The organism is Cellulosimicrobium sp. XJ-DQ-B-000, assembly GCF_031119065.1.
Lineage (GTDB): Bacteria > Actinomycetota > Actinomycetes > Actinomycetales > Cellulomonadaceae > Cellulosimicrobium > Cellulosimicrobium funkei.
Genome location: NZ_JAVHYN010000007.1, coordinates 1 through 24893 on the forward strand (window position 1 = coordinate 1; position 24893 = coordinate 24893).

Annotated in this window: 19 protein-coding genes; 1 reads left to right on the plus strand and 18 read right to left on the minus strand. The window is 73.7% G+C overall.

What is annotated here, in order from left to right; translation table 11 throughout:
- The 18 genes from RDI86_RS11590 to RDI86_RS11675 form a co-directional block, all read right to left on the minus strand.
- Positions 1-2471: Ig-like domain-containing protein (locus tag RDI86_RS11590; RefSeq protein ID WP_308821447.1), on the minus strand; the 2471-nt coding region annotated here is incomplete at its 3' end.
- A gap of 354 nt (positions 2472-2825) precedes the next feature.
- Positions 2826-3830 (minus strand): polyprenyl synthetase family protein, encoded by a 1005-nt coding sequence (locus RDI86_RS11595; protein WP_034652106.1) that lies wholly within the window; start codon positions 3828-3830, stop codon positions 2826-2828.
- 65 nt (positions 3831-3895) lie between these two features.
- Positions 3896-5677, minus strand: coding sequence for an NADH-quinone oxidoreductase subunit NuoN (gene nuoN, locus RDI86_RS11600; protein WP_308821448.1), 1782 nt, complete (start codon positions 5675-5677; stop codon positions 3896-3898).
- On the minus strand, positions 5674-7344 hold the full coding sequence (locus RDI86_RS11605) for an NADH-quinone oxidoreductase subunit M (RefSeq protein WP_168946165.1): 1671 nt from the start codon (positions 7342-7344) through the stop codon (positions 5674-5676). Before RDI86_RS11605 ends, nuoN begins: the two co-directional genes overlap by 4 nt.
- A 13-nt stretch (positions 7345-7357) precedes the next feature.
- Complete coding sequence (gene nuoL / locus RDI86_RS11610) at positions 7358-9388, minus strand: NADH-quinone oxidoreductase subunit L (protein WP_083711178.1); 2031 nt, start codon at positions 9386-9388, stop codon at positions 7358-7360.
- Positions 9389-9401: 13 nt separating this feature from the next.
- Positions 9402-9701 carry an NADH-quinone oxidoreductase subunit NuoK gene (nuoK, locus tag RDI86_RS11615; protein ID WP_021482715.1) on the minus strand — a complete coding sequence of 100 codons (300 nt, stop codon included), beginning with the start codon at positions 9699-9701 and terminating at the stop codon, positions 9402-9404.
- The gene (locus RDI86_RS11620) at positions 9701-10579 is read right to left on the minus strand and encodes an NADH-quinone oxidoreductase subunit J (RefSeq protein WP_081895801.1); all 879 of its coding nucleotides are present in this window, start codon (positions 10577-10579) and stop codon (positions 9701-9703) included. The genes nuoK and RDI86_RS11620 overlap by 1 nt, the downstream gene beginning before the upstream one ends.
- A gap of 47 nt (positions 10580-10626) precedes the next feature.
- Positions 10627-11358: an NADH-quinone oxidoreductase subunit NuoI gene (gene nuoI, locus RDI86_RS11625; protein ID WP_076403183.1), complete on the minus strand. Its 732-nt coding sequence runs from the start codon at positions 11356-11358 to the stop codon at positions 10627-10629.
- Positions 11351-12763, minus strand: coding sequence for an NADH-quinone oxidoreductase subunit NuoH (gene nuoH, locus RDI86_RS11630; protein WP_168946164.1), 1413 nt, complete (start codon positions 12761-12763; stop codon positions 11351-11353). Before nuoH ends, nuoI begins: the two co-directional genes overlap by 8 nt.
- Positions 12760-15444, minus strand: coding sequence for an NADH-quinone oxidoreductase subunit G (locus RDI86_RS11635; protein WP_168946163.1), 2685 nt, complete (start codon positions 15442-15444; stop codon positions 12760-12762). Before RDI86_RS11635 ends, nuoH begins: the two co-directional genes overlap by 4 nt.
- A complete protein-coding gene (nuoF, locus tag RDI86_RS11640; RefSeq protein WP_051027979.1) occupies positions 15444-16811 on the minus strand; it encodes an NADH-quinone oxidoreductase subunit NuoF in 1368 nt (455 codons plus the stop codon). The genes RDI86_RS11635 and nuoF overlap by 1 nt, the downstream gene beginning before the upstream one ends.
- Positions 16808-17692 carry an NADH-quinone oxidoreductase subunit NuoE gene (nuoE, locus tag RDI86_RS11645; protein WP_308821449.1) on the minus strand — a complete coding sequence of 295 codons (885 nt, stop codon included), beginning with the start codon at positions 17690-17692 and terminating at the stop codon, positions 16808-16810. The genes nuoF and nuoE overlap by 4 nt, the downstream gene beginning before the upstream one ends.
- The gene (locus tag RDI86_RS11650) at positions 17689-19068 is read right to left on the minus strand and encodes an NADH-quinone oxidoreductase subunit D (RefSeq protein WP_021481792.1); all 1380 of its coding nucleotides are present in this window, start codon (positions 19066-19068) and stop codon (positions 17689-17691) included. Before RDI86_RS11650 ends, nuoE begins: the two co-directional genes overlap by 4 nt.
- Positions 19065-19790: an NADH-quinone oxidoreductase subunit C gene (locus tag RDI86_RS11655; RefSeq protein ID WP_051876741.1), complete on the minus strand. Its 726-nt coding sequence runs from the start codon at positions 19788-19790 to the stop codon at positions 19065-19067. The genes RDI86_RS11650 and RDI86_RS11655 overlap by 4 nt, the downstream gene beginning before the upstream one ends.
- Before the next feature lie 47 nt (positions 19791-19837).
- The gene (locus tag RDI86_RS11660) at positions 19838-20389 is read right to left on the minus strand and encodes an NADH-quinone oxidoreductase subunit B family protein (protein ID WP_021481794.1); all 552 of its coding nucleotides are present in this window, start codon (positions 20387-20389) and stop codon (positions 19838-19840) included.
- A gap of 57 nt (positions 20390-20446) precedes the next feature.
- The gene (locus RDI86_RS11665) at positions 20447-20809 is read right to left on the minus strand and encodes an NADH-quinone oxidoreductase subunit A (RefSeq protein WP_021481795.1); all 363 of its coding nucleotides are present in this window, start codon (positions 20807-20809) and stop codon (positions 20447-20449) included.
- Between the two features lie 121 nt (positions 20810-20930).
- Positions 20931-22232, minus strand: a complete 1302-nt coding sequence (locus tag RDI86_RS11670) for a geranylgeranyl reductase family protein (protein ID WP_034653812.1) — start codon at positions 22230-22232, stop codon at positions 20931-20933.
- 394 nt (positions 22233-22626) lie between these two features.
- The gene (locus RDI86_RS11675) at positions 22627-23322 is read right to left on the minus strand and encodes a demethylmenaquinone methyltransferase (RefSeq protein ID WP_043653744.1); all 696 of its coding nucleotides are present in this window, start codon (positions 23320-23322) and stop codon (positions 22627-22629) included.
- Positions 23323-23384: 62 nt separating this feature from the next.
- Between RDI86_RS11675 and RDI86_RS11680 the strand changes: the two genes are divergently transcribed.
- A complete protein-coding gene (locus RDI86_RS11680) occupies positions 23385-24749 on the plus strand; it encodes an isochorismate synthase MenF (RefSeq protein WP_061269253.1) in 1365 nt (454 codons plus the stop codon).
- Positions 24750-24893: the final 144 nt, after the last annotated feature.

The following is a 24893-nucleotide window of genomic DNA, read 5'->3' on the forward strand; positions in this document are numbered from 1 at the left end:
TTGAACCGCAGCGTGTCCTCCGACACGAACGCCTCGCCCAGCGCCGGGTCCACGTCCTGCTCCAGCTCGGGCTGCAGGAACAGCTCCAACCCGTCCGGGTGCGTGTCGTTCTTCAGCACCGGGACCGTCACCACGTCCCCCGCATGCACGGTCACCTCGTCCGCCACCGCGTTCGGCGGCTGCAGCCGCGTCGGCGCCGGCACCGGCACCACCCGCACCTCGCCCACGGCCGACTCCGTGCCGTTCGACACCGTGTAGGCGATGCTGACGGGGCCGTCGAGCCGCCGCAGCTCCGTGACGCGGAGCATCTGGTGCCCCAGGACGGCCACGGAGACGCCCGCGTCCGCCGGGACCGAGACCGACTGGACCACCAGGACGCCGCCCGCCGGGTCGGTGTCGTTGGCGAGCACGTCGACCAGGGTCGAGCCGCCGGTGGGCAGCAGGGCCGTGTCGGTGACGACGATCGGGGCGCCCTCGGCCGCGGACGGCGGCAGGACATCGACCCGCACCAGGCCCGTGGTCGCGTTCGGGCCGTCGGTCACCTGGTACGTCAGGTCGTAGGAGCGCGGCTCCATCGAGAGGAACGTGAACGTGCCCGCGTCGTAGTTCGGCGTGATCTGCGCCGGGGCCGACTCCGAGACCGACGCCAGGCGCAGCTCGTCCCCGTTCGGGTCGGTGTCGTTGCGCAACGGCTCCACCGTCACCGGCTGCCCCGCCGGGACCACCACGTGGTCGCTCACCGCGACCGGCGGCTGCGGACCGGGCACCACGTCGACCAGCAGCTTGCCCTCGAACACGCCGCCCTGACCGTCCGCCACGGTGACCCCGACGATCTTGCGGCCCGTCGAGCCGCCGCCGTCGCGCAGCTCGACCGTGCCGTCGGGGCGCGAGCGCACGTCGTCGCCCGCGACCGTCGCGGCCGCCGACGCGAGGTACAGGTCGTCGCCGTCCGGGTCCTTGAAGTACGGCAGCACCTTGATCGACGCCGTCCCGCCCTGCTCCACCCGGACCACGGGGTCGCCCGTCTGCTCCGGCGGGGCGTTCTCTCCCCACGGCGAGACGCGCAGCGACACCGACGCCTCCGCGGTCCCGCCACGGCCGTCGGAGACGGCGTAGCGGAAGGAGCCCTCCCCGGTCGCGTCCTCGGGGACCACGGCCTGCAGCGCGGCTCCGCCCATGATGGTCTGCACGGTCGCGTTCGACGGCGAGTCCCCGACGAGCGACGCCGTCATCACGTCCCCGTCCGGGTCCACGTCGTTGCCCAGCACCGGCAGGATCGTCGTGCGCCCCGGACGCACCCCGAACGCGTCGTCCTTCGGCTGCGGCGGCCGGTTCGGCTGGGACCGGTCCGCGATGAACTGGTCCACCTGCTCCGGGTTCGTCAGCTCCGCGTCGGCCTCCTCGCCCTCGGCCTCCTCGGGCATCTGGACGTCCCAGTCGTCGACCTTCTGGTACTCGTCCGCCGCCATCCACAACGTCCCCGCCGACAGGTCGTTGAGCACGATCACCTGCCGGTTCACCCGGTACTCCAGGCGAGCCTGCGGGTCGATCCCCTCCAGACGGGTGTCCAGGTCGCGGTCGGTGCCCTCGCAGTCACGGACCACCTGGCCGGTCGAGGCCCACGCCCCGTACGTGCACGACCCGAGCTGCACGGGCGCCGCCGGGCGGCCCTCAGCCGTGCGGCGGACCGCGTCGCCGCCGGCGAGCGGCTGCGTGACGAGACCGCGCGACGTCGCGACCACCACGTCGTCGGACGCCGCCGAGGGCTGCTGCAACCGCGCCTCCGCGCCGTCGTCGAGCGCCACGGTGCGGCCGCCGGGCAGGACGAGCTGCGACGCGGAGCGGTCCAGTACGACCGGCTCGTCGCCGACCGCGGTCACCTCGACCTCGGCACCCGACCCCACGGGCAGCGTGGTGGACGCGGGCTCCCCCGAGACCGCGCCGCGCGCCGTCGTGCGGACCGTCCAGAGCGTCCCGGTCGACGGGACCGCGACGAACACCGTGCCGTCCTGCGCGACGACGACGTCCCCGTCGCCCTCGACCTCGACCGTCGGGTCGAGCTCCTCGGCGTCGAACGAGGTGGCGCCGTCGAACGGCAGGACCCACAGCAGGCCCTCCTCGCCGTCGAGGATCGCGGTCGTCGCGCCGCCGGAGGCGACCTGCGCCCCGGCCGGCAGCCGCACCTGGCCGTCGAGCTTGAGGTGGGCGACGTCCACGGGCGAGGCGGTCCCGGTGCCCGCGTCCTCGAGGAGCACGCGGCCCGCGTCCTGCTGCACGTCGAACGACGCGCTGCCCGCGTTGAGCGTGCCGTCCATCGCCTGGGACTCGTAGTTGAACCGCCCCACCAGGCCCGCGGACGTCTTCGTCACCCACACGCCCGAGTCGTTGAGGTCCACGTCCGCCGTGGCCTCGCCCTCGGTGAACAGCGCGAGTCCCACCAGCGCCGTGGAGAACACCGAGACGGTGCTCACGGACGCGACGGTACGGCGGTGCTCACGCAGGCGCGCCAGGAAACCCACAAGTCCTCCGAGGTGCCGGATCGGGAGGCGACCGGTCCCCTTCGCCGGCCCCCTCGATCTCGCACTTGCCAGGCGGCCCCACCGATCGCGCAACCGAGGATAACGGGAGGGCGAGTGAGATCCGACACCCGTCCCATGGGGAGAACTCCCCTCTCGGTCCGCGCGCCCCGGGCCCACCGGCGCGGACCGCCGTCGGGTGTACCGCTACCGGCCGGGCCGGACGGGTGTCCCGGGCAACCGGCCCGGGCACCGGGACGCCCCCGCGCCCACGACACCCGCGACCGGAAAGTTCACCCTCTCGGCGCGTCAGGCGGCGCGGTCCGCCAGGGCCTCCGCGAAGGACCGCAGCGCGTCGCTCACCGGCCCGGGGGGCAGCGTGTCGAGCTCGTCGACGGCGGAGCGAGCCCACCGGACGGCGAGGGCGCGCGTCTCGGCGAGCACCTCGTGCCGGCGCAGCGCCGCGACGGCCGCCGCGAGCGCGGCGTCGTCGGTCAGGTCGGAGTCGAGCAGCTCGACGAGCGCCGCGTCGTCCTCCGTCGCGGTCCCCTGCGCGATGCGCGCGCGCAGCAGGAGGACCGGCATCGTGGGGACCTTCTCGCGCAGGTCGGTGCCCGGGGTCTTGCCCGACTCGTCGCCGGAGGACGCGAGGTCCAGGACGTCGTCGGCGAGCTGGAAGGCGACCCCCAGCCGCTCGCCGTAGGCCGCGACCGTCTCGACGACGTCGGCCGGGCAGCCGGCGAACATCGCGCCGAGCCGCGCGGACGTCGACAGGAGCGATGCCGTCTTGTCCGCGAGAACCTCCAGGTAGTGCTCGACGGGGTCGTCGCCCTCGCCCGGCCCCGTGGTCTCGTGGAGCTGGCCGAGGCAGAGCCGCTCGAACGTCCGCGCCTGGATGAGCACGGCCTCCGGGCCGAGCGCCGCCACGGTCGACGCGGCGCGCGCGAAGAGCAGGTCGCCGACCATGATCGCGACGGAGTTGCCCCACACCGCGTGCGCGGACGGCGCACCGCGCCGCACGGGCGCGGAGTCCATGACGTCGTCGTGGTAGAGCGACGCGAGGTGCGTGAGCTCGACGACCACGGCCGCCTCCGCGACCTCGGGCCGTGTCCCGTCCCCGAGCTCGGCCGCGAGCAGCGTGAGCAGGGGGCGCAGGCGCTTGCCCCCGGCGTTGACGAGGTGCCGCGACGCCGAGTCCGCGAGCGGGTCGGCGTGCGCGACGGCGGCCCGGAGCCGGGTCTCGACCTCCGCCAGGCGCTCGGTGAGGGCGGCCGCGAGCTCGGGGTCCGAGATCGGGATCGCGGTGGTCGTCACGGGAGCGGTCCGCTCGCGCGGGCCGCGGGGCCCGGCGGGCGCGGAGGGGACGGGAGGCACGGAGGTCACGGGACGAACTTAACCGCCTCGGCCGCCAGATCGAGAACCGGGGAGGGGAACACACCGAGGAGGAGCACCCCGATCGCGCACGCGGCGATCGCCACGGTCGTCGGTCCGGTCGACCGCACGACGGTCACGCCGGTGCCCTCGGAGGCCTCCGCGCCGCCGTCCGCGCCGCCGCCCACGCCGCCGGACGGTGCCGTGAAGAACATCAGCACGATGAGGCGGACGTAGAAGAACACCGCCACGGCCGAGGCGAGCACACCGACCACCGCGAGCACCCACGTGGACCCGCCGCCCTGGCCGTCGGGGCCGGCGATCGCCGCGCCGAACGCGGTGAACTTCGCCACGAACCCGGCGGTCAGCGGGATGCCCGCCATGGAGAGCAGGAAGAGCGAGAAGACGCCGGCGAGCCACGGGCTGCGGCGCCCCAGACCCGCCCACTGGGCGAGGTGGGTGGCCTCGCCGAGCACGGCGACGGGCTCCCGGGACGAGTCGTCCGTGACGTTGTCCGCCGCGTCCGAGCCGTCGGCTCCCCCGGCGCCCGCCCCGACGGTCACGGGCACCCGCTCCCGGACGGGGGCCGTCTCGCGGACGAGCGTGACGACCGCGAAGGCGCCGACCGTCGCGAGGCCGTAGACGAGGAGGTAGAACACCGTCGCCCGCAGCGAGAGCTGGGAGAACCCCAGGACGCCGACGAGGATGAACCCCGCGTGGGCGATCGACGAGTACGCGAGGAGCCGCTTGACGTCGGTCTGGACGGCACCGACGACGGTCCCGACGACCATGGTGAGCAGCGTGACGATCCACAGCGCGACGAACAGGTCCTCGCGCGTGGCCGGCGACGACTGCGCCAGACCGAGGCTCACGACGTACAGCACGCGCAGGAGCGCGCCGAACGCCGCGGCCTTGGTGCACGCCGCCATGAAGCCGGTGATCGGCGTCGGGGCCCCCTGGTAGACGTCGGGCGTCCACGAGTGGAACGGCGCGGCGCCGATCTTGAACAGCAGTCCCGCGAGGACGAGCAGGGCACCGACGACGACCAGCCCGGGCATGCTCGCGAGCGGGCCCTCGGGCGTCGCGAGCGACCGGTACACCTCGACGAGGTCCACCGAGCCGGCGAACCCGTAGACGAGGGCGACGCCGAACACGAACAGCGCGGACGCGAACGCGCCGAGCAGGAAGTACTTGAACGACGCCTCCTGCGACAGCAGGCGGCGGCGCCGGGACATCGCGGACAGCACGTACAGCGGGAGGGAGAGCACCTCGAGCGCGACGAACATCACGAGCAGGTTCCCCGTGGCGGGGAAGATCATCATGCCGCCGACGGCGAACAGCACGAGCGGGTAGACCTCGGTCTGCTCCAGCCCCTTGCGCCGCGTGAGGTCCTCGTACGGCGAGCCGGGGACGGCGGCCGCGGACGGCGCGAACGCGTCCTGGCCGGTCGACGTCCGGTCGGCGATCACGAGGATCGCCAGGAACGCGAGCAGCACGACGATCCCCTGGATCGCGAGCCCGAAGGGGTCGATGACCATCGACCCGCCGAGCACCCGCACGCCGTAGGCGGCGCCGTCGGTGCCCTGGACGGCGGGGTCGCGCCACAGCACGACGACGAGCGCGAGCGCCGCGGCGGTCGCGAGCAGGGCCAGGACGACCTGCACCGTGCGCCGGACGCGCGCCGGGACGAACGCCTCGACGAGCACGCCGACGACGCCGGCGCCGAGCACGACGAGGACCGGGGCGAGGTACAGCCAGTCGACCGTGGGGGCCACGAAGGAGTCGTTCACGACTCGCTCCCTTCGTCGGAGCTACGAGTGACGGACGTGCCCTGGCTCGAGGAGGCGACCTGCTCGGTCCCCGCGGCGAACGGGTCGGAGCGCGGCGGGTCCTCGACGCCCGCGACCGCGAGGTCGGAGAGCGTCACCTCGGCGGGCTCGCGCACGAGGTCGAGCGCGGGCGCCGGGTAGAACCCGAGGACGAGGAGGGCGACGAGCAGCGGCGCGACGACCCACTTCTCGCGCGCGCCCAGGTCGGGGAGCCGGTCGAGCCCCTCGCGCGTGGCGCCCGTGAAGATCCGCTGGTAGGTCAGCAGCACGTAGAGGGCGGCGAGCACGACGCCGAGCACCGCGACGAGCGCGGCCCACGGGCTGCGCGCGAACGTCCCGACGAGGACCATGATCTCGCTGACGAACGTCGACAGGCCGGGCAGCGACAGCGCGGACAGGCCCGCCACGAGGAACGTGCCCGCGAGCACCGGGACGACCTTCTGCAGGCCGCCGTAGTCCGCGATGCGCTGCGAGCGCTCGGGGTGCCGCGCGACGAGGAAGCCCGCCAGGAGGAACAGCGCCCCGGTCGAGATCCCGTGGTTGACCATGTAGAGCGACGAGCCGGACACGCTGAGCGACGTGAACGCGAAGATGCCGAGCACGATGAACCCGAAGTGCGACACCGACGTGTAGGCGATGAGCCGCATGAGGTCGCTCTGCCCGATCGCCATGAGCGCGCCGTACAGGATCGACACGACGGCGAGCACGACGACGACGGGCGCCGCCCACCTGCTCGCGTTCGGGAACAGCGGCAGGCACAGCGTGAGCATCCCGAACGTGCCCACCTTGTCCAGGACGCCGACGAGCAGCGTGGACGTGCCTGCGGGCGCGTGCTGCGCGGCGTCGGGCAGCCAGGTGTGCACGGGGAAGAGCGGCGCCTTGATGGCGAACGCGAGGAAGAAGCCGAGGAACAGCAGCCGCTCGATCGTGACCGGCATCGGGTTCTCCGCGAAGTACCCCACGAGGTTCGTCGTGAGGAACGCGTCCTCGGGCCGCGCGCCCGTGGCCGGGTCGATCGGCACCTGCACGTAGAGCGCGATGACGGCCGCGAGCATGATCAGGCCGCCCGCGAGCGAGAACAGCAGGAACTTCACCGCGGCGTAGCGCCGCCGCGCCCCGACGCCGAACCCGCCGATCATGAAGTAGACCGGGATGAGCATGGCCTCGAACAGCACGTAGAAGAGGAACACGTCGCGCGCGACGAACACCGCGACCATGAACGCCTCGAGGAGCAGCACGAGCGCGAGGTAGTGGCGCAGGCGGCGGACGTCGCCGTCCTGCTCCTTCCACGCGGCGAGCACGACGAGCGGGACCAGCAGCACCGACAGCGCGACGAGCGCGAGCGCGACGCCGTCGGCGCCGACCGCGTAGCTCGCCCCGATCTGCGGGATCCAGCGGTACGTCTCGGCGAGCTGGTGGGTGCCGGCCGCGGACGTGTCGAACGCCGTGAACGCGCCCACGAGCAGGCCGAGCTCGACGAGCGCCGCGCCGAGCGCGATGCCGCGCACGGCACGCAGCGCGCCCGCGCCGACGCCGCGTGTGCGGGCCGCGGCCGTGAACCACACCGCCGCGGCACCCACCAGGGGCCAGGCGATGAGCAGGGACAACCAGGGGACGGAGGTGGTCATGGGTGTCTCCCTCTCAGCTCGCGGAGCCGGTGGTCAGGGCGAGGACGACGGCGACGACGACCACGAGGCCGCCGAGCATCGTCGCGCCGTACGAGCGCACGTAGCCGTTCTGCCACCCGCGGAGCCACTCCCCCACCTTGCCGACGAGGCCCGCCAGGCCCATCCAGCCGCCGTCGACCATCTCCTTGTCGGCATAGACGAGCGAGCGCGTGAGGTACTGGCCGGGACGCATGAACACCGTCTCGTTGACGTCGTCCTGGTACAGGTCGCGGCGGGCCGCGCGCGTGAGCACGGAGCCGCGCGGGGCGCGGACCGGGACGCTCGACATCGCGTACTGGCGCCACGCGAGGGCCGCGCCCGCGAGGACGAGCAGGAGCGTCAGCGCGATGAGCGACCAGACGGGCAGCACGGGCTCGTGGTGCTCGGCGTGCCCCGTGACGGGCTCGAGCCACGTGACGAAGCGCGAGCCCGCGGCGAGGATGCCGCCCAGGGCCACCGACCCGACGGCGAGGACGATCATCGGCCACGTCATGAGGCGCGGGGACTCGTGCGGGTGCTGGACGGGACCGTCCTGCGGGCCGAGGCCGTCCACGGAGCCGCTGCCGTCGTTCCAGCGGCGGCGACCGGAGAACGTCATGAAGAACAGGCGCGACATGTAGAACGCCGTGATCCCCGCGCCGAGCAGCGCCACGCCGCCGAAGACCCACGCCCGCCACGGCTCGCCGTCGACGGGGACGAACGCGGCCTCGATGATCTTGTCCTTGCTCCAGAAGCCGGAGAACGGCGGGATCCCGAGGATCGCGAGCCAGCCCATCATGAAGGTGATCCACGTGACCTTCATGTACCGCGCGAGGCCGCCGAACCGGCGCATGTCGACCTGGTCGTCCATGCCGTGCATGACGGACCCCGCGCCGAGGAACATCCCGGCCTTGAAGAAGCCGTGCGTCACGAGGTGGAAGATCGCGAACGCGTAGCCGATCGGGCCGAGCCCGGCGGCGAGGATCATGTAGCCGATCTGCGACATGGTCGACGCGGCGAGCGCCTTCTTGATGTCGTCCTTCGCGCAGCCGACGATCGCCCCGAAGAGCAGCGTCACCGCACCCACGACCACCACGACGAGCTGCGCCGTCGGCGCGCCCTCGAAGATCGGCGCGGACCGCACGACGAGGTAGACGCCCGCCGTGACCATGGTCGCGGCGTGGATGAGCGCGGAGACCGGCGTCGGGCCGGCCATCGCGTCCCCGAGCCACGCCTGGAGCGGGAACTGCGCCGACTTGCCGCAGGCCGCGAGCAGGAGCGCGAGGCCCGTCGCCGTGAGCAGCGCGGTCGAGGCCTCCGGCACGCGGGCGAACACCGTGCTGAAGTCGAGCGCGCCGAACGTCGCGAACATGAGCATCATCGCGACGATGAGGCCGATGTCGCCCACGCGGTTCATGACGAACGCCTTCTTCGCCGCGACCGCGTACGCCCGGTTGTGGTTCCAGAACCCGATGAGCAGGTACGACGCGAGGCCCACGCCCTCCCAGCCGACGAACAGCAGGAGGAACGAGTCGGCGAGGACGAGGACGAGCATCGCCGCGATGAACAGGTTGAGGTACGCGAAGAACCGGCGCCGGTCGCGGTCGTGCGCCATGTAGGCGACCGCGTAGACGTGGATGAGCGTCCCGACGAACGTCACGAGGAGCACGAAGGTCAGGGACAGCGGGTCGATCCGCAGCCCGACGGCGAGGTCGAGCCCGCCGGACGCGATCCAGTCGAACAGCCGGTAGTCCACGACGCGCTCGTCGACCGGGAGGCCGAGCATCGACACGAAGAGGACCAGGCCCACGACGAACGCCGCGGCGGACATGAGCACGCCGAACCAGGCGCCCCAGCGGTCGCTGCGGCGGCCCGCGAGCAGCAGGACCGCCGCTCCGACGAGCGGGAGCAGCACGAGCAGCGGTGCGGCGAGGAACGCGCCCGGGACCGTCTCGGTCGCGGGCACGACGTCGGTCGCGGTCAGCAGTCCGCCCGCCGACGGCAGGGCGGGAAGGAGCATCGTCATCGGTGCCGGCCCCTCAGCTCTTGAGCAGGTTGACGTCGTCGACCGAGGCGGACCGACGGGTGCGGAAGATGGACACGATGATCGCGAGGCCGACGACGACCTCCGCCGCCGCGACCACCATGACGAAGAACGCGAGGACCTGGCCGGTCACGTCGCCGTGGATGCGGGCGAACGTGACGAACGCGAGGTTGGTCGCGTTGAGCATGAGCTCGATGCCCATGAACACGATGATCGCGTTGCGGCGCAGCAGGACCGTCGCCGCGCCGATCGCGAAGAGGATCGCGGCCAGCACGAGGTAGTGGGTGAGCTCCATCAGTCCTCTCCTCCCGGGGTCGCGCCGGGCACGCGGGACCGGCCCGGGTCGTCGGGACCCCCGACGTCGCCGGCGGGCGGCTCGCCCTCGGGCTGCTCGGCCGTCGCGGCCTGCACCACGCGCTCGTTCGCGTCCTGGGCCCGCAGCGCGGGCAGGGCGCGGTGCGGCTCGTGCTCGACGAGCACGTCGCGCTCCGCCTCGAGGATCGTGCCGGCCGAGCGCTCCTGGCCACGGATCCGCAGGATGCGGGACACCGACTCCTCGATGGGCCGCCCCTGCGGGTCGAGGGCCGGCGTGTCCATCGCGTTGTTCTGCGCGTAGACGCCGGGCGCGGCGAGCGGCGTGAGCCGGCCGCCCGAGGGCAGGGCCGCGACCTTCGCGTCCGCCTGCTCGCGCTGGCCGACCTTCGGGGTGAGGCGGCGCCGGTGCGTGAGCACGAGCGCCGAGACCGCGGCGGTGATGAGCAGGACGCCCACGACCTCCATCGCGAACACGTAGTCCGCGAAGAGCACGCGCGCGAGCGCCGTCGGGTTCGTCACCGCGTTCGCGGCCTCGAGACCGACCGCGGGCGGGAACGCCGCCTGCGAGACGACGCCGACGAGCACGGCCCCGAGCCCGAGCCCGAGCAGCACGCCGATCCAGCGCTGGCCGCGGATCGTCTCGACGAGCGAGTCCGACGCGTCGACGCCGACGAGCATGAGCACGAAGAGGAACAGCATCATCACGGCGCCCGTGTAGACGACCACCTGGACGACGCCGAGGAACGGCGCCTCCTGCGCGATGTAGAGGATCGCGAGGTCGACCATGACGAACATGACCGCGATGGCGGCGTGCACCGCCTTGCGCGCGAAGAGCAGCGAGAGCGCCGCGAGCACCATGAGGGGGGCGAGGACCCAGAAGAGGACCGCCTCGCCGCCGCCCCCGATCACCGCGCGCCCTTCCGGGCCGACGGACGGGCGGACCGGCCGGACGGCTGCGTGACCCGCCGGACCTCCGGCTCGCGGCCCGCCGGCTCCGGCGGGAGCGTCGGGTCGTCCGGCCGGTGCTCGCGCACCCACTCCACCTGCTCGGCCACCGGGCCGCTCACCTCTCCGCGGTAGTACTCGGTGTCCGACGTCCCGGGCACCATCGGGTGCGGCGCGGCGAGCATGCCCTCGCGCAGCGGCGCGAGCAGGTCCTGCTTCTCCCAGATCATGCCCTCGCGCGTCGGCCCGGCGAGCTCGTACTCGTTGGTCATCGTCAGCGCGCGCGTCGGGCACGCCTCGATGCACAGCCCGCAGAAGATGCAGCGCAGGTAGTTGATCTGGTAGACGCGGCCGTACCGCTCGCCGGGCGACATGTGGCCGCCGTCGGGCAGGTCGGCGTTGTCCGCGCCCTCGACGTAGATCGCGTCCGCGGGGCACGCCCACGCGCACAGCTCGCACCCGATGCACTTCTCGAGCCCGTCGGGGTACCGGTTGAGCTGGTGCCGGCCGTGGTAGCGCGGCTTGGGCGGCACCTTCTGGCGCGGGTACTGCTCCGTCACGGTCGGCCGGAACATCGAGGAGAAGGTCACGCCGAACCCGGCGACGGGCGCGACGAGCTCGCGAAAGCCCTTCGCCTGCGGGCGGCGGACCTCGTACTCGCCCGGCCGGTCCGGCTTCTGGTCGTCAGCCACGGTCGACCTCCTTGTCGTGCGGTGTGTCGCGGGGAGCACCGGCACCCGGTGCGGACGTCCTGGCCGCGCCCGCGTCGTCGGGCACGAGGGCCCGACGGCGCGGCGAGGGCGGGAGCGACTGGCCGGGCAGCGGCGGGACGGGGAAGCCGCCGGCGAACGCGTCGAACGGCTCGGGCGCGGTGCCCGCGGCGCGCGGAGCGGCGCCGGGTGGCGCCTTCTTCTCGGGCCAGAACCAGACGACGACCACGACGACGAGCGCTATCGCGACCGCGATCCCGATGAACACGCGCAGGTCCACGTCGAGGAACTGGCGCACGGCCTGGGCGACGGCGAGCAGCACGAGCCACGCGAGCGCGAAGGGGATGAGGACCTTCCAGCCGAAGCGCATGAACTGGTCGTAGCGCAGGCGCAGCAGCGTGCCGCGCACCCACACGAAGAAGAACATGACGGCCCAGACCTTGACGAGGAACCAGAGGATGGGCCACCAGCCCTCGTTGAACATCCCGTCGTTGATCGCCGAGAGCGGCCACGGGGCCCGCCACCCGCCGAGGAACAGCGTCGTCGCGACCGCGGAGACGTTGAGCATGTTGATGTACTCCGCGAGGAAGAACCACGCGAACTTCATCGACGAGTACTCGGTCATGTACCCCGACACCAGCTCGCCCTCGGCCTCGGGGAGGTCGAACGGGAGGCGGTTCGTCTCGCCGACCATGGAGATCACGTAGATGACGAACGCCGGCAGGAGCGGGAGGAACCACCACAGCTGCGTCTGCGAGTCGACGATGCGCGAGGTCGACATCGACCCCGCCATGAGGAAGACGGAGACGAGCGAGAGGCCCATCGCGAGCTCGTAGCTGATGACCTGGGCCGTCGAGCGGACCGACCCGAGCAGCGGGTACGTCGAGCCGGACGACCAGCCGCCGAGCACGATCCCGTACACGCCGAGCGACGCGCACGCGAGGATGTAGAGCGTCGCGACCGGGAAGTCCGTGAGCTGGGCGGGCGTCACGTAGTCCGTGAACGGGATCTGCACCTCGGGCCCGAACGGGATCACCGCGAACACGAGGAGCGCGCAGAACACGGAGATCATCGGCGCGAGCAGGTAGACGAACTTGTCGGCCGCCTTGACGGTGATGTCCTCCTTGAGCAGGAGCTTCATCGCGTCGGCGAGCGACTGCAGCAGGCCGAACGGGCCGTGCCAGTTCGGGCCGGGCCGCACCTGCATGCGGGCGACGACCTTGCGCTCGAACCAGATCGCGAAGAGCACGCTCGTCAGCAGGAAGACGAGGATGAGGACGGCCTTGACGAGGTACGTCCAGCCGTTGTCCTGCGAGAAGTTCGCCGTGATGCCGGGCACCGCCGGCGTCTCGGTGGCCAGCGCGTGGAGCGCGTGCAGGCCGCTCATGCGCCCTCCCCTCCGTCGGTGGTCCCCGGCTCGAGCCGGACGAGGTCGCCCGGCACCGCGCCGAGCGTGGCGTGCACGGACGACCCCGGCGAGCGCAGCGGCAGCCACACCACGTGGTCGACCATGTCGGTCACCACCACGGGGAGCGTGACCGCGCCCCGGTCGGTGACGACCCGCACGAGCTCGCCGTCGAACACGTCGACCGCGGCGGCCGTGGCCGCCGACAGGCGGGCCACGGGGCGCTTGGCCGTGCCGGCGAGGTACCGCTCGCCGTCCTGGCCGCGCGCGTCGTCGAGCAGGAGGCGCCAGCTCGCGAGGACCGCGGTCCCCGGCGCGACGGCGGGCGGCTCGGTCGCGTCGACCGTGGGCGCCGCGGCGCGCGCGCCGTCCCAGGCGCCGTCGCCCACGAGCTGCTCGAGCTCGGCGCGCACGGCCTCGAGCGTCGGCAGGCCGAGCGGGGTGCCGGCGGCGTCCGCGAGCGCGTCGAGCACGCGGTGGTCGGGCATCGCGGTCGAGGCGAGCGCGGCCGGGAACGGGCGCACGCGCCCCTCCCAGCTGACGAACGCCCCGGCCCGCTCCACGGGCGGCGCGACCGGGAGCACGACGTCGGCGTACTCCGTCACCGCCGAGCGCCGCACCTCGAGCGAGACGACGACGTCCGCCGCCTCGAGCGCGCGGCGCGCGTGCGCCGGGTCGGGCAGGTCGTCGAGCTCGAGCCCGCCCACGAGGACGCCCGCGAGCTGGCCGACCGAGAGCGCGTCGAGCATCTCCCCCAGGTCGCGGCCCGGGGCCGTGGGCAGCCCCGCGGGGTGGTCCTCGGTCGTCGCCGCGCCCCACACGGTCGCGACGTCCACGCGGGCCGCGGCGTCGGCGACCGGGCGTCCGCCCGGCAGGAGGTTGGGCAGCGTGCCCGCCTCGACGCCGCCCCGCTCGCCCGCTCGGCGCGGCACCCAGGCGAGGCGTGCGCCGGTCGCGGCGACCGCGCGCAGCAGCGCGCTGTACCCGCCGGGCGTCGCGGCGAGCCGCTCGCCCACGAGGACGACCGCCCCCGGCTGGCGGAGCGCGTCGCTCGCGTCGGCGAGGACGTCGTCGGTGCCGCTCGCCTCGTCGAGCGTGCGGACCCGGTCGCCCGCGGCGATGCCGTCAAGCCACTCGGCCTCGGTGCCCGGGGCGGCGGGGAGCAGCGTGCCGTGCATGCGCTGCACGCCGCGCGACGCGAACGGCGCCACGGAGAACACGCGGACCCGGTGCCGCAGCGCGCCCTTGCGCAGGCGCAGGAACGCGACGCCCGCCTCCTCCTCGGCCTCGAGGCCGACGAGCAGGACCGCGGGGGCCTTCTCGAGGTCGGGGAAGGTCACGCCGAGACCCGTGCCGGCCACGGCGTGCGCGAGGAAGTCCGCCTCCTCCGCGCTGTGCGCGCGGGCCCGGTGGTCGACGTCGTTCGTGCGCAGCCACGTGCGCGCGAGCTTGGCGTACGCGTAGGCGTCCTCGACCGTGAGCCGCCCGCCCGGCAGGACGCCGACCCCGCCCGCGTCGCGGGCCCGGGTCAGGGCGTCGGCCGCGACCTCGAGCGCCTCGGCCCACGAGGCCGGGCGCAGCTCGCCGCGCGTGACCGTGCCGTCGGGCGCGACCTCGCGGTCGCGCACGAGCGGGTGCGTGAGGCGGTCCGGCGCGGACTGCCACGTGAAGGCGAAGCGGTCCCGGTCGGTGATCCACTCCTCGTTGACCAGCGGGTCCTGGCCCGCGAGGCGGCGCAGCACGACACCCCGGCGGTGGTCGACGCGGATCGCCGACCCGGACGAGTCGTGCTCGGCGACCGACGGCGTCGAGACCAGGTCGAACGGGCGCGACCGGAAGCGGTAGGCCGCCCCCGTGAGCGCGCCGACCGGGCAGATCTGCACGGTGTTGCCGGAGAAGTACGACGCGAACGGGAGGCCCGCCTCGTCCTCCAGGGCCAGACCCACCGGGCGGTCGCCCGGCGCCTCGCCCGCGGGCGGCGCGAAGTCGAGCACGGCCTCGTCGAACCGGCCGATCTGCTGCGCTGCGCCGCGCTTCTGCAGGTCGATGAACGCGTCTCCCGCGATCTCCTGGGAGAAGCGCGTGCACCGCTGGCACAGGACGCAGCGCTCGCGGTCGAGCAGGATCGTCGTCGAGACGGCGATCGGCTTGGGGAACGTGCGCTTGACGTCGACGAACCGGCTGGTCGCGCGCCCGTTGCTCATCGCCTGGTTCTGCAGGGGGCACTCGCCGCCCTTGTCGCACACCGGGCAGTCGAGCGGGTGGTTGATGAGCAGCAGCTCCATGATCCCGTGCTGCGCCTTGTCGGCGACCGGGCTCGTGCGCTGGGTCTTCACCACCATGCCCGGCGTCGCCTCGAGCGTGCACGACGCCTGCGGCTTCGGCATGGGCCGCACGTTGCCCTCGCGGTCGGGCGCCGCGACCTCGACGAGGCACTGGCGGCACGCCCCGGCGGGCTCGAGCAGCGGGTGGTCGCAGAACCGCGGGATCTGGATCCCGATCTGCTCGGCCGCGCGGATCACGAGCGTGCCCTTGGGCACCGACATCTCGATGTCGTCGATCGTGAACGTCACCTGGTCCGCGGGGGCCGGGGGCTTGGCCGCGCCGCCCGAGGGCGCGACGGCCGAGGAGCCGGTGCCCGGGGCGGGGGTCGTGGTCGTCATCAGTGCACTCCTGCCGTCAGGACGCGGGCCGGGCGGGGCGTGTAGTCGAAGAGCGCCGAGGCCGCCGGGTCGAACGGGCAGCGGTGCTCCGTGATGTGCGCCTCGTACTCGTCGCGGAACAGCGCGATGCTGCTCGTGACGGGCGACGTGGCGCCGTCGCCGAGCGCGCAGAACGCGCGGCCCAGGATGTTGTCGCACGTGTCGAGGAGCAGGTCGAGGTCGGCCTCCGTGCCCTGGCCCGCCTCGATGCGCGCCAGGACCTGCTTCATCCAGTACGTGCCCTCGCGGCACGGCGTGCACTTGCCGCACGACTCGTGCGCGTAGAAGTCGGTCCACCGGCTCACGGCCCGCACGACGCACGTCGTCTCGTCGAAGAGCTGGAGCGCGCGCGTGCCGAGCATCGAGCCCGCCGCGGCGACCGACTCGTAGTCGAGCGGGGTGTCGAGGTGCGCGTCGGTGAACAGCGGCGTCGACGAGCCGCCCGGCGTCCAGAACTTCAGCGCCTTGCCCCCGCGCATCCCGCCCGCGAGGTCGAGCAGCTCGCGCAGCGTCGTGCCGAGCGGGGCCTCGTACTGCCCCGGCCGCGTCACGTGCCCGGAGAGCGAGAACAGGCCGACGCCGGCCGAGCGCTCCGTGCCCATCGAGGTGAACCAGTCCGCGCCGCGCGCGACGATCGACGGCACGCTCGCGATCGACTCGACGTTGTTGACGACCGTCGGGCGCGCGTACAGGCCCGCGACCGCGGGGAACGGCGGCTTGAGCCGCGGCTGCCCGCGGCGGCCCTCGAGCGAGTCGAGCAGCGCCGTCTCCTCGCCGCAGATGTACGCGCCGGCCCCGGCGTGGACGGTGACGTCGAGGTCGAAGCCCGACCCGAGCACGTCCTTGCCGAGGTAGCCCGCCTCGTACGCCTCCTCGACCGCGCGCAGCAGGCGGCGGTACACGTGCAGCACCTCGCCGCGCACGTAGATGAAGGCGTGCCGGCACCCGATCGCGTACGACGTGATCGCGACGCCCTCGACGAGCGCCTGCGGGCTCGCGAGCATGAGCGGGATGTCCTTGCACGTGCCCGGCTCGGACTCGTCCGCGTTGACGACGAGGTAGCGCGGGCCGCCGTCGGGCGCGGGCAGGAAGCCCCACTTCATGCCCGTGGGGAACCCGGCGCCGCCACGGCCGCGCAGGCCGGACGCCTTGACCGTCGCGACGACGTCGCCCGGGTCCTGCCCGAGCGCGGCGCGCAGGCCCGCGTAGCCGCCGCGGTCCAGGTAGGACGCGAGCGTCCAGGACCGGTCCGCGTCCCACGTGTCCGACAGGACCGGGGTCAGCGGGTCCGGCGCCGGGCGGGTCTCGGTGCTCTGCTGCTCGCTCATGCGTCCGCTCCCTTCGACGGGTCGGGCTTCGTGCCGGGCGACTCGGCCTTGCCGCCGGGGTCGACGTCGGCGTCGGTCGTCGGCTTCCGCTCGGCGCTCGACTGCGCCTCGCCGGCGTCGGGCGCACCGCCGGCGGGGGCGCCGCCGTCCGGGGCCGCCTCGCCGTCCGTCTCAGCGGTCGGGGCGGTCCAGCCGTGCTCGCGCGCGAGCCGCAGGCCGGCGAGGGTGGGCTCGCCCGCGCCGACGCCCTCGTCGGCGCGGCCGTCGGGGAAGCCGGCGAGCACGCGGCTCATCTGCTTGAACGTGCACACGCTCGCCGCGCCGCGCGTCGGGGCGACGGGCTCGCCGGCGCGGAGCCGGTCCACGACGTCCGTCGCGCTGCCGGGGGTCTGGTTGTCGAAGAACTCCCAGTTGACCATCATCACGGGCGCGTAGTCGCAGGCCGCGTTGCACTCCACGCGCTCGAGCGTGATCGCGCCGTCCTCGGTGGTCTCGTCGTGCCCGACGCCGAGGTGGTCCGACAGCTCGTCGAAGATCGCGTCGCCGCCCATGATCGCGCAGAGCGTGTTCGTGCAGACGCCCACGGTGTAGGTGCCGTTGGGGTGGCGCTTGTACTGCGTGTAGAACGTCGCGACGGCGGAGACCTCCGCCGCGGTGAGCCCGAGCTGCTCCGCGCAGAACAGGATGCCGTCGCGCGACACGTAGCCGTCCTCGGACTGCACGAGGTGCAGCATCGGCAGCAGCGCGGAGCGGGACTCGGGGTAGCGCGCGACGATCTGCGCGGCGTCGGCGGCGAGCCGCGCCGTCGTCTCCGCGTCGTACCCGGGGCGGGAGCGCCCGGCGGGCGTCCCGTCCGTCGCAGGTCCGGCGTCGATGGTCATCGGTCCACCCCTCCCAGCACGGGGTCCAGGGACGCGACCGCGACCACGACGTCGGCCACCTGGCCGCCCTCGCACATCGCCGCCACGGCCTGGAGGTTGTTGAACGACGGGTCGCGGAAGTGCGCCCGGTAGGGGCGGGTGCCGCCGTCGGACACGAGATGCACCCCGAGCTCGCCGCGCGGGTGCTCCACGGTCTGCCACGCCTGCCCCACGGGGACCCGGAAGCCCTCGGTGACGAGCTTGAAGTGGTGGATCAGGGCCTCCATCGAGGAGCCCATGATCTCCTTGATGTGCTCGAGCGAGTTGCCCTGGCCGTCGCTCCCGATCGCGAGCTGCGCGGGCCACGCGATCTTGCGGTCGCCGACCATGACGGGCTGCCCCGCCGTCGCCTCGAGGCGGTCCAGGCACTGCGCGACGATGTGCAGCGACTGGTAGCACTCCTCGAGCCGCAGCACGACGCGGTCGTAGCAGTCGGCGCCCGTCGCGGTCGGGACGTCGAAGTCGTACGTCTCGTAGCCGCAGTACGGGTCGGCCTTGCGCACGTCGTACGGGTGGCCCGTCGAGCGCAGCACCGGGCCGGTGACGCCGAGCGCCATGCAGCCCGCGAGGTTGAGGTGCCCGACCCCGACGAGGCGCCCCTTGAAGATGGGGTTGGCGAGCATGAGGTCGCCGAGCTGGCCGAGGTAGCGGCGCACGAGCGGGTCCGCCCGGCGCACCTGCTCGACGAGGTCCGGCGGCACGTCCTGCGCGACGCCGCCCGGGCGGACGTACGCGTGGTTCATGCGCAGCCCCGTGACCGCCTCGAAGATCCGCAGGATCTCCTCGCGCGCGGTGAACGCGATGGTCATGACGGTCGTCGCGCCCATCTCGTTGCCGCCCGTGCCGAGGCACACGAGGTGGGACGCGATGCGGTTGAGCTCCATCATCAGCACGCGGATGACGCTCGCCCGTTCGGGCACGTCGTCCGTGATGCCGAGGAGCTTCTCGACCGCGAGGCAGTACGCCGTCTCCTGGAACAGCGGCGCGAGGTAGTCCATGCGGGTGCAGAACGTGACGCCCTGCGTCCACGTCCGGAACTCCATGTTCTTCTCGATGCCCGTGTGCAGGTAGCCGATGCCGCAGCGCGCCTCGGTGACCGTCTCGCCGTCGATCTCGAGCATGAGGCGCAGCACGCCGTGCGTCGACGGGTGCTGCGGACCCATGTTGACGACGATGCGCTCCTCGCCGAGCGCGGCGGCCGCGACGGCGCTCTCCGCGATCTCGGCCCAGTCGCCGCCGGACGCCTCGAAGCTCGGGACGCCGGGGTCGAAGTCGCCGACGGGCGGACGGGTGGCGTGCGGGGCGCCGCCGGGGGCGCCGGTGGTGTGCGTGCTCACGAGTACGACCTCCTCGTGTCGGGCGGGGGCACGGTCGCGCCCTTGTACTCGACGGGGATCCCGCCGAGCGGGTAGTCCTTGCGCTGCGGGTGGCCCGGCCAGTCGTCGGGCATCTCGATGCGCGCGAGCGACGGGTGGCCGTCGAAGACGATGCCGAAGAAGTCCCACGTCTCGCGCTCGTGCCAGTCGTTCGTGGGGTAGACGGACGTCGTGGTCGGCACGTGCGGGTCCGCGTCGGGCACCGACACCTCGAGCCGCAGCCGCCGGCCGTGGGTGATCGAGGTCAGGTGGTAGACGGCGTGCAGCTCGCGGCCGACGTCGTGCGGGAAGTGCACGCCGCTCACGCCGAGGCTCAGCTCGAAGCGCAGGTCCTGGTCGTCGCGCAGCGCCCGGCACACCTCGACGAGGTGGTCGCGGTGCACGTGCAGCGTCAGCTCGGCGTGCGCGCCGGGCGGGTCGACGACGACGCGCTCGACCGCGGCGTCGAACCCGACGCCGGACGTCTCGAGCACCTCCGCGAGGACGTCCACGACCTCGTCGAACCAGCCGCCGTACGGACGGGCGCTCGCGCCCGGCATCGCGACGGGCTGCACCAGGCCGCCGTAGCCGGACGTGTCGCCCGAGCCGTGGACGCCGAACATGCCCTCGCGGACCTCGACGACCTCGAGCGTGCGGGGCGACCCGGCACCGGTCACGAGGTCGGCCGACCGGGGGCCGTTCACCTCCTCCGGCTGCGGCACCGGCGTGCCGGCGCCGCTCTTCTCGTCCGTCACCGCAGCAGCCCCTTCATCTGGAACGTGGGCGTCGCCTCGAGCGCCGCCGCCTCGGCGGCGCGCGCCGCCTCCTTGCGGTTCACGCCGAGCGGCTCGTGCTGGATCTGGTCGTGCAGCGCGAGGATCGCGTTGATGAGCATCTCCGGCCGCGGCGGGCAGCCGGGCAGGTAGATGTCCACCGGGACGACGTGGTCGACGCCCTGGACGATCGCGTAGTTGTTGAACATGCCGCCGCTCGACGCGCACACGCCCATGGACAGGACCCACTTGGGCTCGCTCATCTGGTCGTAGACCTGCCGCACGACCGGCGCCATCTTCTGGCTCACGCGCCCGGCCACGATCATGAGGTCCGCCTGGCGCGGCGACGCGCGGAAGACCTCCATGCCGAAGCGCGACAGGTCGAACCGCGACGCGCCCGCCGCCATCATCTCGATGGCGCAGCACGCGAGGCCGAAGGTCACGGGCCACAGCGACGCCTTGCGCAGGTACCCCGCGAGGTCCTCGATCGTGGTGAGCAAGAAGCCCGAGGGAGCTTCCTCGATCCCCATGGTGTCTCTCCTAGTTCTCTCGCCGGTGCCCGCCGGGGCCCCCGCTGGGTGCCACCGTCAGTCCCACTCAAGGCCGCCGCGGCGCCACTCGTAGACGAACGGGACGGTGATGAGCGCGAGGAACGCGAGCATCGCCACCAGCCCGAACGTCGCGAGCGTCGCGAAGTCGACGGCCCACGGGTAGAGGAAGACGACCTCGATGTCGAAGACGATGAACGTCATCGCGACGAGGTAGTACTTGATCGGGAAGCGCCCGCCGCCGACGGCGTGGGGCGTGGGCTCGATGCCGCACTCGTAGGCGTCGAGCTTGGCGCGGTTGTACCGCTTGGGGCCGATGACCGCGCTCGCGGCGACGCCGCCGAGCGCCAGCACGGCGGCCACGCCCATGAGGACGAGCAGCGGGACGTACGGGTTGGTCATCGTCGACTCCTCGAGTGGGGGCTCGGGACGGGTCTCCCCGGACGACGTCGTCCGGGTCCGCGGTCAGGTGGTGCGAGTGCCGGCGCTGCGCGGTGCGCGGGTGCCGGCCCACCTCGTGGGCTCATGACGATGGCACCACCCTGGTCAGCCCGGCGATGACGCGATCGACCCAGTCACCGCCGCGGGGCTCGTAGCAGTCCGACAGGAGCTTGAGCACGAACCGCATGACGACCGGGCGCGGGAGCCCGTAGCGCGTGCAGATCCGCATGATCTCGGGGTGCTCGATGAGCTTCACGAAGTACCGGCCGAGCGTGTAGTAGCCGCCGAGCTCGCGCCGCATGAGGCGCGGGTACGTCTGCAGCGCGCGCTCGCGACCGCCGTCGGTGAGCCGCGCGCGCGACTGGGCGACGACGTCGGCCGCCGCCCGCCCGGCCTGCATCGCGTAGGCGATGCCCTCGCCGTTGAAGGGGCTGACCATGCCGCCCGAGTCCCCGACGAGCAGCACGCCGCGCGTGTACAGCGGCGTGCGGTTGAAGCCCATGGGCAGCGCCGCGCCGCGCACCGGGGCGAGCCGGTTCTCCTCCGTGAACTCCCACTCGGCGGGCGCGTTGCGCATCCAGGTGGCGAACAGGTCCTTGTAGTCGACGTTCGCCGCGGACTGCCGCGCGGGCGTCGAGCTCACCGAGCCGAGGCCGACGTTCGCCGTGCCGTCGCCGAGCGAGAAGATCCAGCCGTACCCCGGCAGGAGGTTCGACTCGCGGGGCTTGCCCTCCCACAGCTCGAGGTGGGACTCCATCCACGGGTCGTCGTGGCGGGGCGTGCGGAAGTAGGTCCGGACGGCGACGCCGATCGGGCGGTCCTCGCGCCGCGCGAGGCCGAGGGCGAGCGCGAAGCGGGACGAGACGCCGTCGGCCGCGATGACGACGGGCGCCCGGTAGGTGACCTCGTCCCCGGCGCGCCGGCCCTTCTCGTCGACGGGGCGCGCCGTGACGCCGACGACGCGGCCCGTGCGCTCGTCGAGGACGGGGCCGGTGACGGCGGTGCGCTCGAGCAGCTTGGCGCCGGTGCGCTGCGCGTGCTCGGCGAGCGTGCGGTCGAACGAGTGGCGCGCGCGGGCCATGCCGTAGCTGGGGTAGGACGCGAGGTCCGGCCACGCGAGCTCCCACGAGCGGCCGCTCGCGACGACGCGCAGCCCGCGGTTGCGGATCCAGCCGTCCTCGGCGCGCGTGGGGACGCCCATGCGCACGAGCTCGGCGACCGCGCGCGGCGTCAGGCCGTCGCCGCAGATCTTGTCGCGCGGGAACGCCGACTTCTCGAGGAGGAGGACGCTCAGGCCCGCGGCGGCGCAGTAGTGGGCGGCCGCGGAGCCGGCCGGGCCGGCGCCCACGACGATCACGTCGGCGTCGTCGAGCCTCGCGCCCACCGTGCTCACCTCGCCGTCCCGTCGTCTCGGTCCTCGTGCGGTGCTCCACCGTGACCCGGCTCGGGACACGATGCACCCACAGTCCTTGTGAAGTCGGTCACAATGGACACCGCCACTCTAGTCACTCCGGACGGGAGATGTGTAGCAAGGCGACCCTTCCCTGGGAGATCCTGTGACGAAGGTCCTGGCACCCGGCGACGACCGGCCCTGGGGACGAGGACTCGCGGGCAAGGGGGCCGGCGCCGCGATGGCCTAGCCTCCCGCGCGTCCGCGCCCGCCCGGAGCACCGTCGCCCCAGGTCAGGGACGCGCACGCGCGCCGACGCAGCAGCACGCCGCCGGGATCGACGACGAGGCCCCGCGCAGCACGCGCGGGGCCTCGTCCTGGTGTGGCGTCAGGCCGGGCGCACGCCCCGGTGCAGCGCGACGATCCCGCCGGAGAGGTTGCGGTAGGCGACCTTCTCCCAGCCCGCGCGCAGCAGGAGACGACCCAGGCCCTGCTGGTCCGGCCACGCGGCGATCGACTCGGCGAGGTACTCGTACGACCCGCCCTCGCGCGTCACCGCCGAGGCGATGCGCGGCAGCGCCTGGACCAGGTACTCCTGGTACAGGACGCGGAACGGCGCCCACGTGGGGGTCGAGAACTCGCAGATCACCACGCGCCCGCCCGGCCGCACGACGCGCAGCATCTCGCGCAGCGCCCCCTCGGTGTCGACGACGTTGCGCAGCCCGAACGAGATGGTCACCGCGTCGAACGTGCCGTCCGCGAACGGGAGCCGCGTCGCGTCCCCGGCGACGAACGGGAGGTCCGGGCGGCGCTCCTTGCCGACCTGGAGCATGCCGATGGAGAAGTCGCACGGGACGACGCGCACGCCGTCGTCGGCGAACGGCTCCGAGGACGTGCCCGTCCCGGCCGCCAGGTCCAGGACCTTCTCGCCCGGCAGCGCACCGACCGCGCGGACCGTCGCCCGGCGCCACGCGCGGTCCTGCCCGAGCGACAGGATGTCGTTGGTCAGGTCGTACCGGGAGGCGATCCCGTCGAACATCGACGCGACCTCGGAGGGCTTCTTGTCCAGGTTGGCACGGGGCATGGCGCCCATGCTTCCACGTCCCCGCGCCCGGGTCGCACCGCCGCGGCTTACGCTGGGAGGCGATGAGCGCAGAACCGTCGGCCACGGCCGCACAGCCCCACCCGCTGGTCGTGAGGACCACCCGGATCCCCGACCTGCCCGGCGGTCTCGACGCCCTCGTCGACCTCCTGCCGGACACGCGGCCCCTCGCGTGGGTGCGCCGCGGCGACGGGATCGTCGGCTGGGGCGAGGCTCTGCGGCTCGAGACGTGGGGCCCCGGCCGGTTCGCCGACGCCGAGGCCGCGTGGCACGAGACGCTCGCGCGCGCGGTCGTGCGCGACGAGGTGGGCCTGCCCGGCACGGGCCCCGTCGCGTTCGGCTCGTTCGCGTTCGACGACTCCGCGCCGGGCGACGACGCGCACGACCCGGTGCGGGCCGGCGGGGTCCTCGTCGTGCCGCGCGTCGTCGTCGGGCGACGTGACGGCCACGCGTGGCTCACGACGGTCGACACCGCCGGCTCCCTGTCCTCCTCCCCCACGGACGCCCTGCGCCGCACGCCGCGCGAGCCCGTGCGCGCGCCGGGCGAGGTGGCCTGGCACGACGGCGCGCTCGGCGCCGACGACTGGGCCGCCGTCGTCGCGGAGGGCGTCGAGCGCATCCGCTCGGGCGCGCTGGAGAAGGTGGTGCTCGCGCGCGACGTCGTCGCCCACACGAGCGAGCCCGTGGACCCGCGCTGGCTGCTCGCGCGCCTCGCCTCCGCCTACGAGGCGTGCTGGACGTTCTCGGTCGACGGGCTCGTCGGCGCGACCCCCGAGCTGCTCGTCCGCAGCGAGAAGGGCCTCGTGACGTCCCGCGTGCTCGCCGGCACGATCCGGCGCGGCGGCCTGTCCGACGACGAGGCGCTCCTGCGGGCCGCACAGCTCGCCCGGTCGTCGAAGGACCTGGAGGAGCACGAGTACGCCGTCCGGTCCGTCGCGCAGGCGCTCGCCCCCTTCTGCTCGTCCATGAACGTCCCCGACTCCCCGTTCGTGCTGCACCTGCCGAACGTCATGCACCTCGCGTCCGACGTGACGGCCGTCCTCGCGCGCGGCGCGAGCGCGCCCGGGACGTCGGGCGGCGCCGCGGCCGGGCCGACGAGCCTGGCGCTCGCGGCGGCGCTGCACCCCTCCGCGGCGGTGTGCGGCACGCCGACGGTCGTCGCGCGCGACCTCATCCGCGAGATCGAGGGCATGGACCGCGGACGGTACGCCGGCCCGGTCGGGTGGCTGGGCGCCGACGGCGACGGCGAGTGGGGCATCGCGCTGCGCTCGGCCGAGCTGTCGGGCACCGACCCGCGCTCCGTGCGGCTCTTCGCCGGGTGCGGCATCGTCGCGGCGTCCGACCCGGCGGCCGAGGTCGCCGAGTCCGAGGCGAAGCTCGAGCCGATGCGCTACGCGCTCGGCGCCTGACGCGCCGGTCCCGCACGGCCAGCCCCGCACGGCACACGCCCCCGGACGACGACGAGCGGCCGGCACGGAGTTCCGTGCCGGCCGCTCGGTGCGGTGGGCCGCCGAGGCGGGGACGTCCCCGACGGCCCACCGTCCCGCCACGGT

Coding starts and splice junctions, on each gene's coding strand:
- RDI86_RS11605 (WP_168946165.1), bottom strand. CDS start 7,344: ATGACCACCTCCGTCCCCTGGTTGTCCCTGCTCATCGCCTGGCCCCTG.
- nuoL (WP_083711178.1), bottom strand. CDS start 9,388: ATGACGATGCTCCTTCCCGCCCTGCCGTCGGCGGGCGGACTGCTGACC.
- nuoK (WP_021482715.1), bottom strand. CDS start 9,701: ATGGAGCTCACCCACTACCTCGTGCTGGCCGCGATCCTCTTCGCGATC.
- RDI86_RS11620 (WP_081895801.1), bottom strand. CDS start 10,579: ATGGTGCTCGCGGCGCTCTCGCTGCTCTTCGCGCGCAAGGCGGTGCAC.
- nuoH (WP_168946164.1), bottom strand. CDS start 12,763: ATGAGCGGCCTGCACGCGCTCCACGCGCTGGCCACCGAGACGCCGGCG.
- RDI86_RS11635 (WP_168946163.1), bottom strand. CDS start 15,444: ATGACGACCACGACCCCCGCCCCGGGCACCGGCTCCTCGGCCGTCGCG.
- nuoF (WP_051027979.1), bottom strand. CDS start 16,811: ATGAGCGAGCAGCAGAGCACCGAGACCCGCCCGGCGCCGGACCCGCTG.
- nuoE (WP_308821449.1), bottom strand. CDS start 17,692: ATGACCATCGACGCCGGACCTGCGACGGACGGGACGCCCGCCGGGCGC.
- RDI86_RS11660 (WP_021481794.1), bottom strand. CDS start 20,389: ATGGGGATCGAGGAAGCTCCCTCGGGCTTCTTGCTCACCACGATCGAG.
- RDI86_RS11665 (WP_021481795.1), bottom strand. CDS start 20,809: ATGACCAACCCGTACGTCCCGCTGCTCGTCCTCATGGGCGTGGCCGCC.
- RDI86_RS11675 (WP_043653744.1), bottom strand. CDS start 23,322: ATGCCCCGTGCCAACCTGGACAAGAAGCCCTCCGAGGTCGCGTCGATG.
- RDI86_RS11680 (WP_061269253.1), top strand. CDS start 23,385: ATGAGCGCAGAACCGTCGGCCACGGCCGCACAGCCCCACCCGCTGGTC.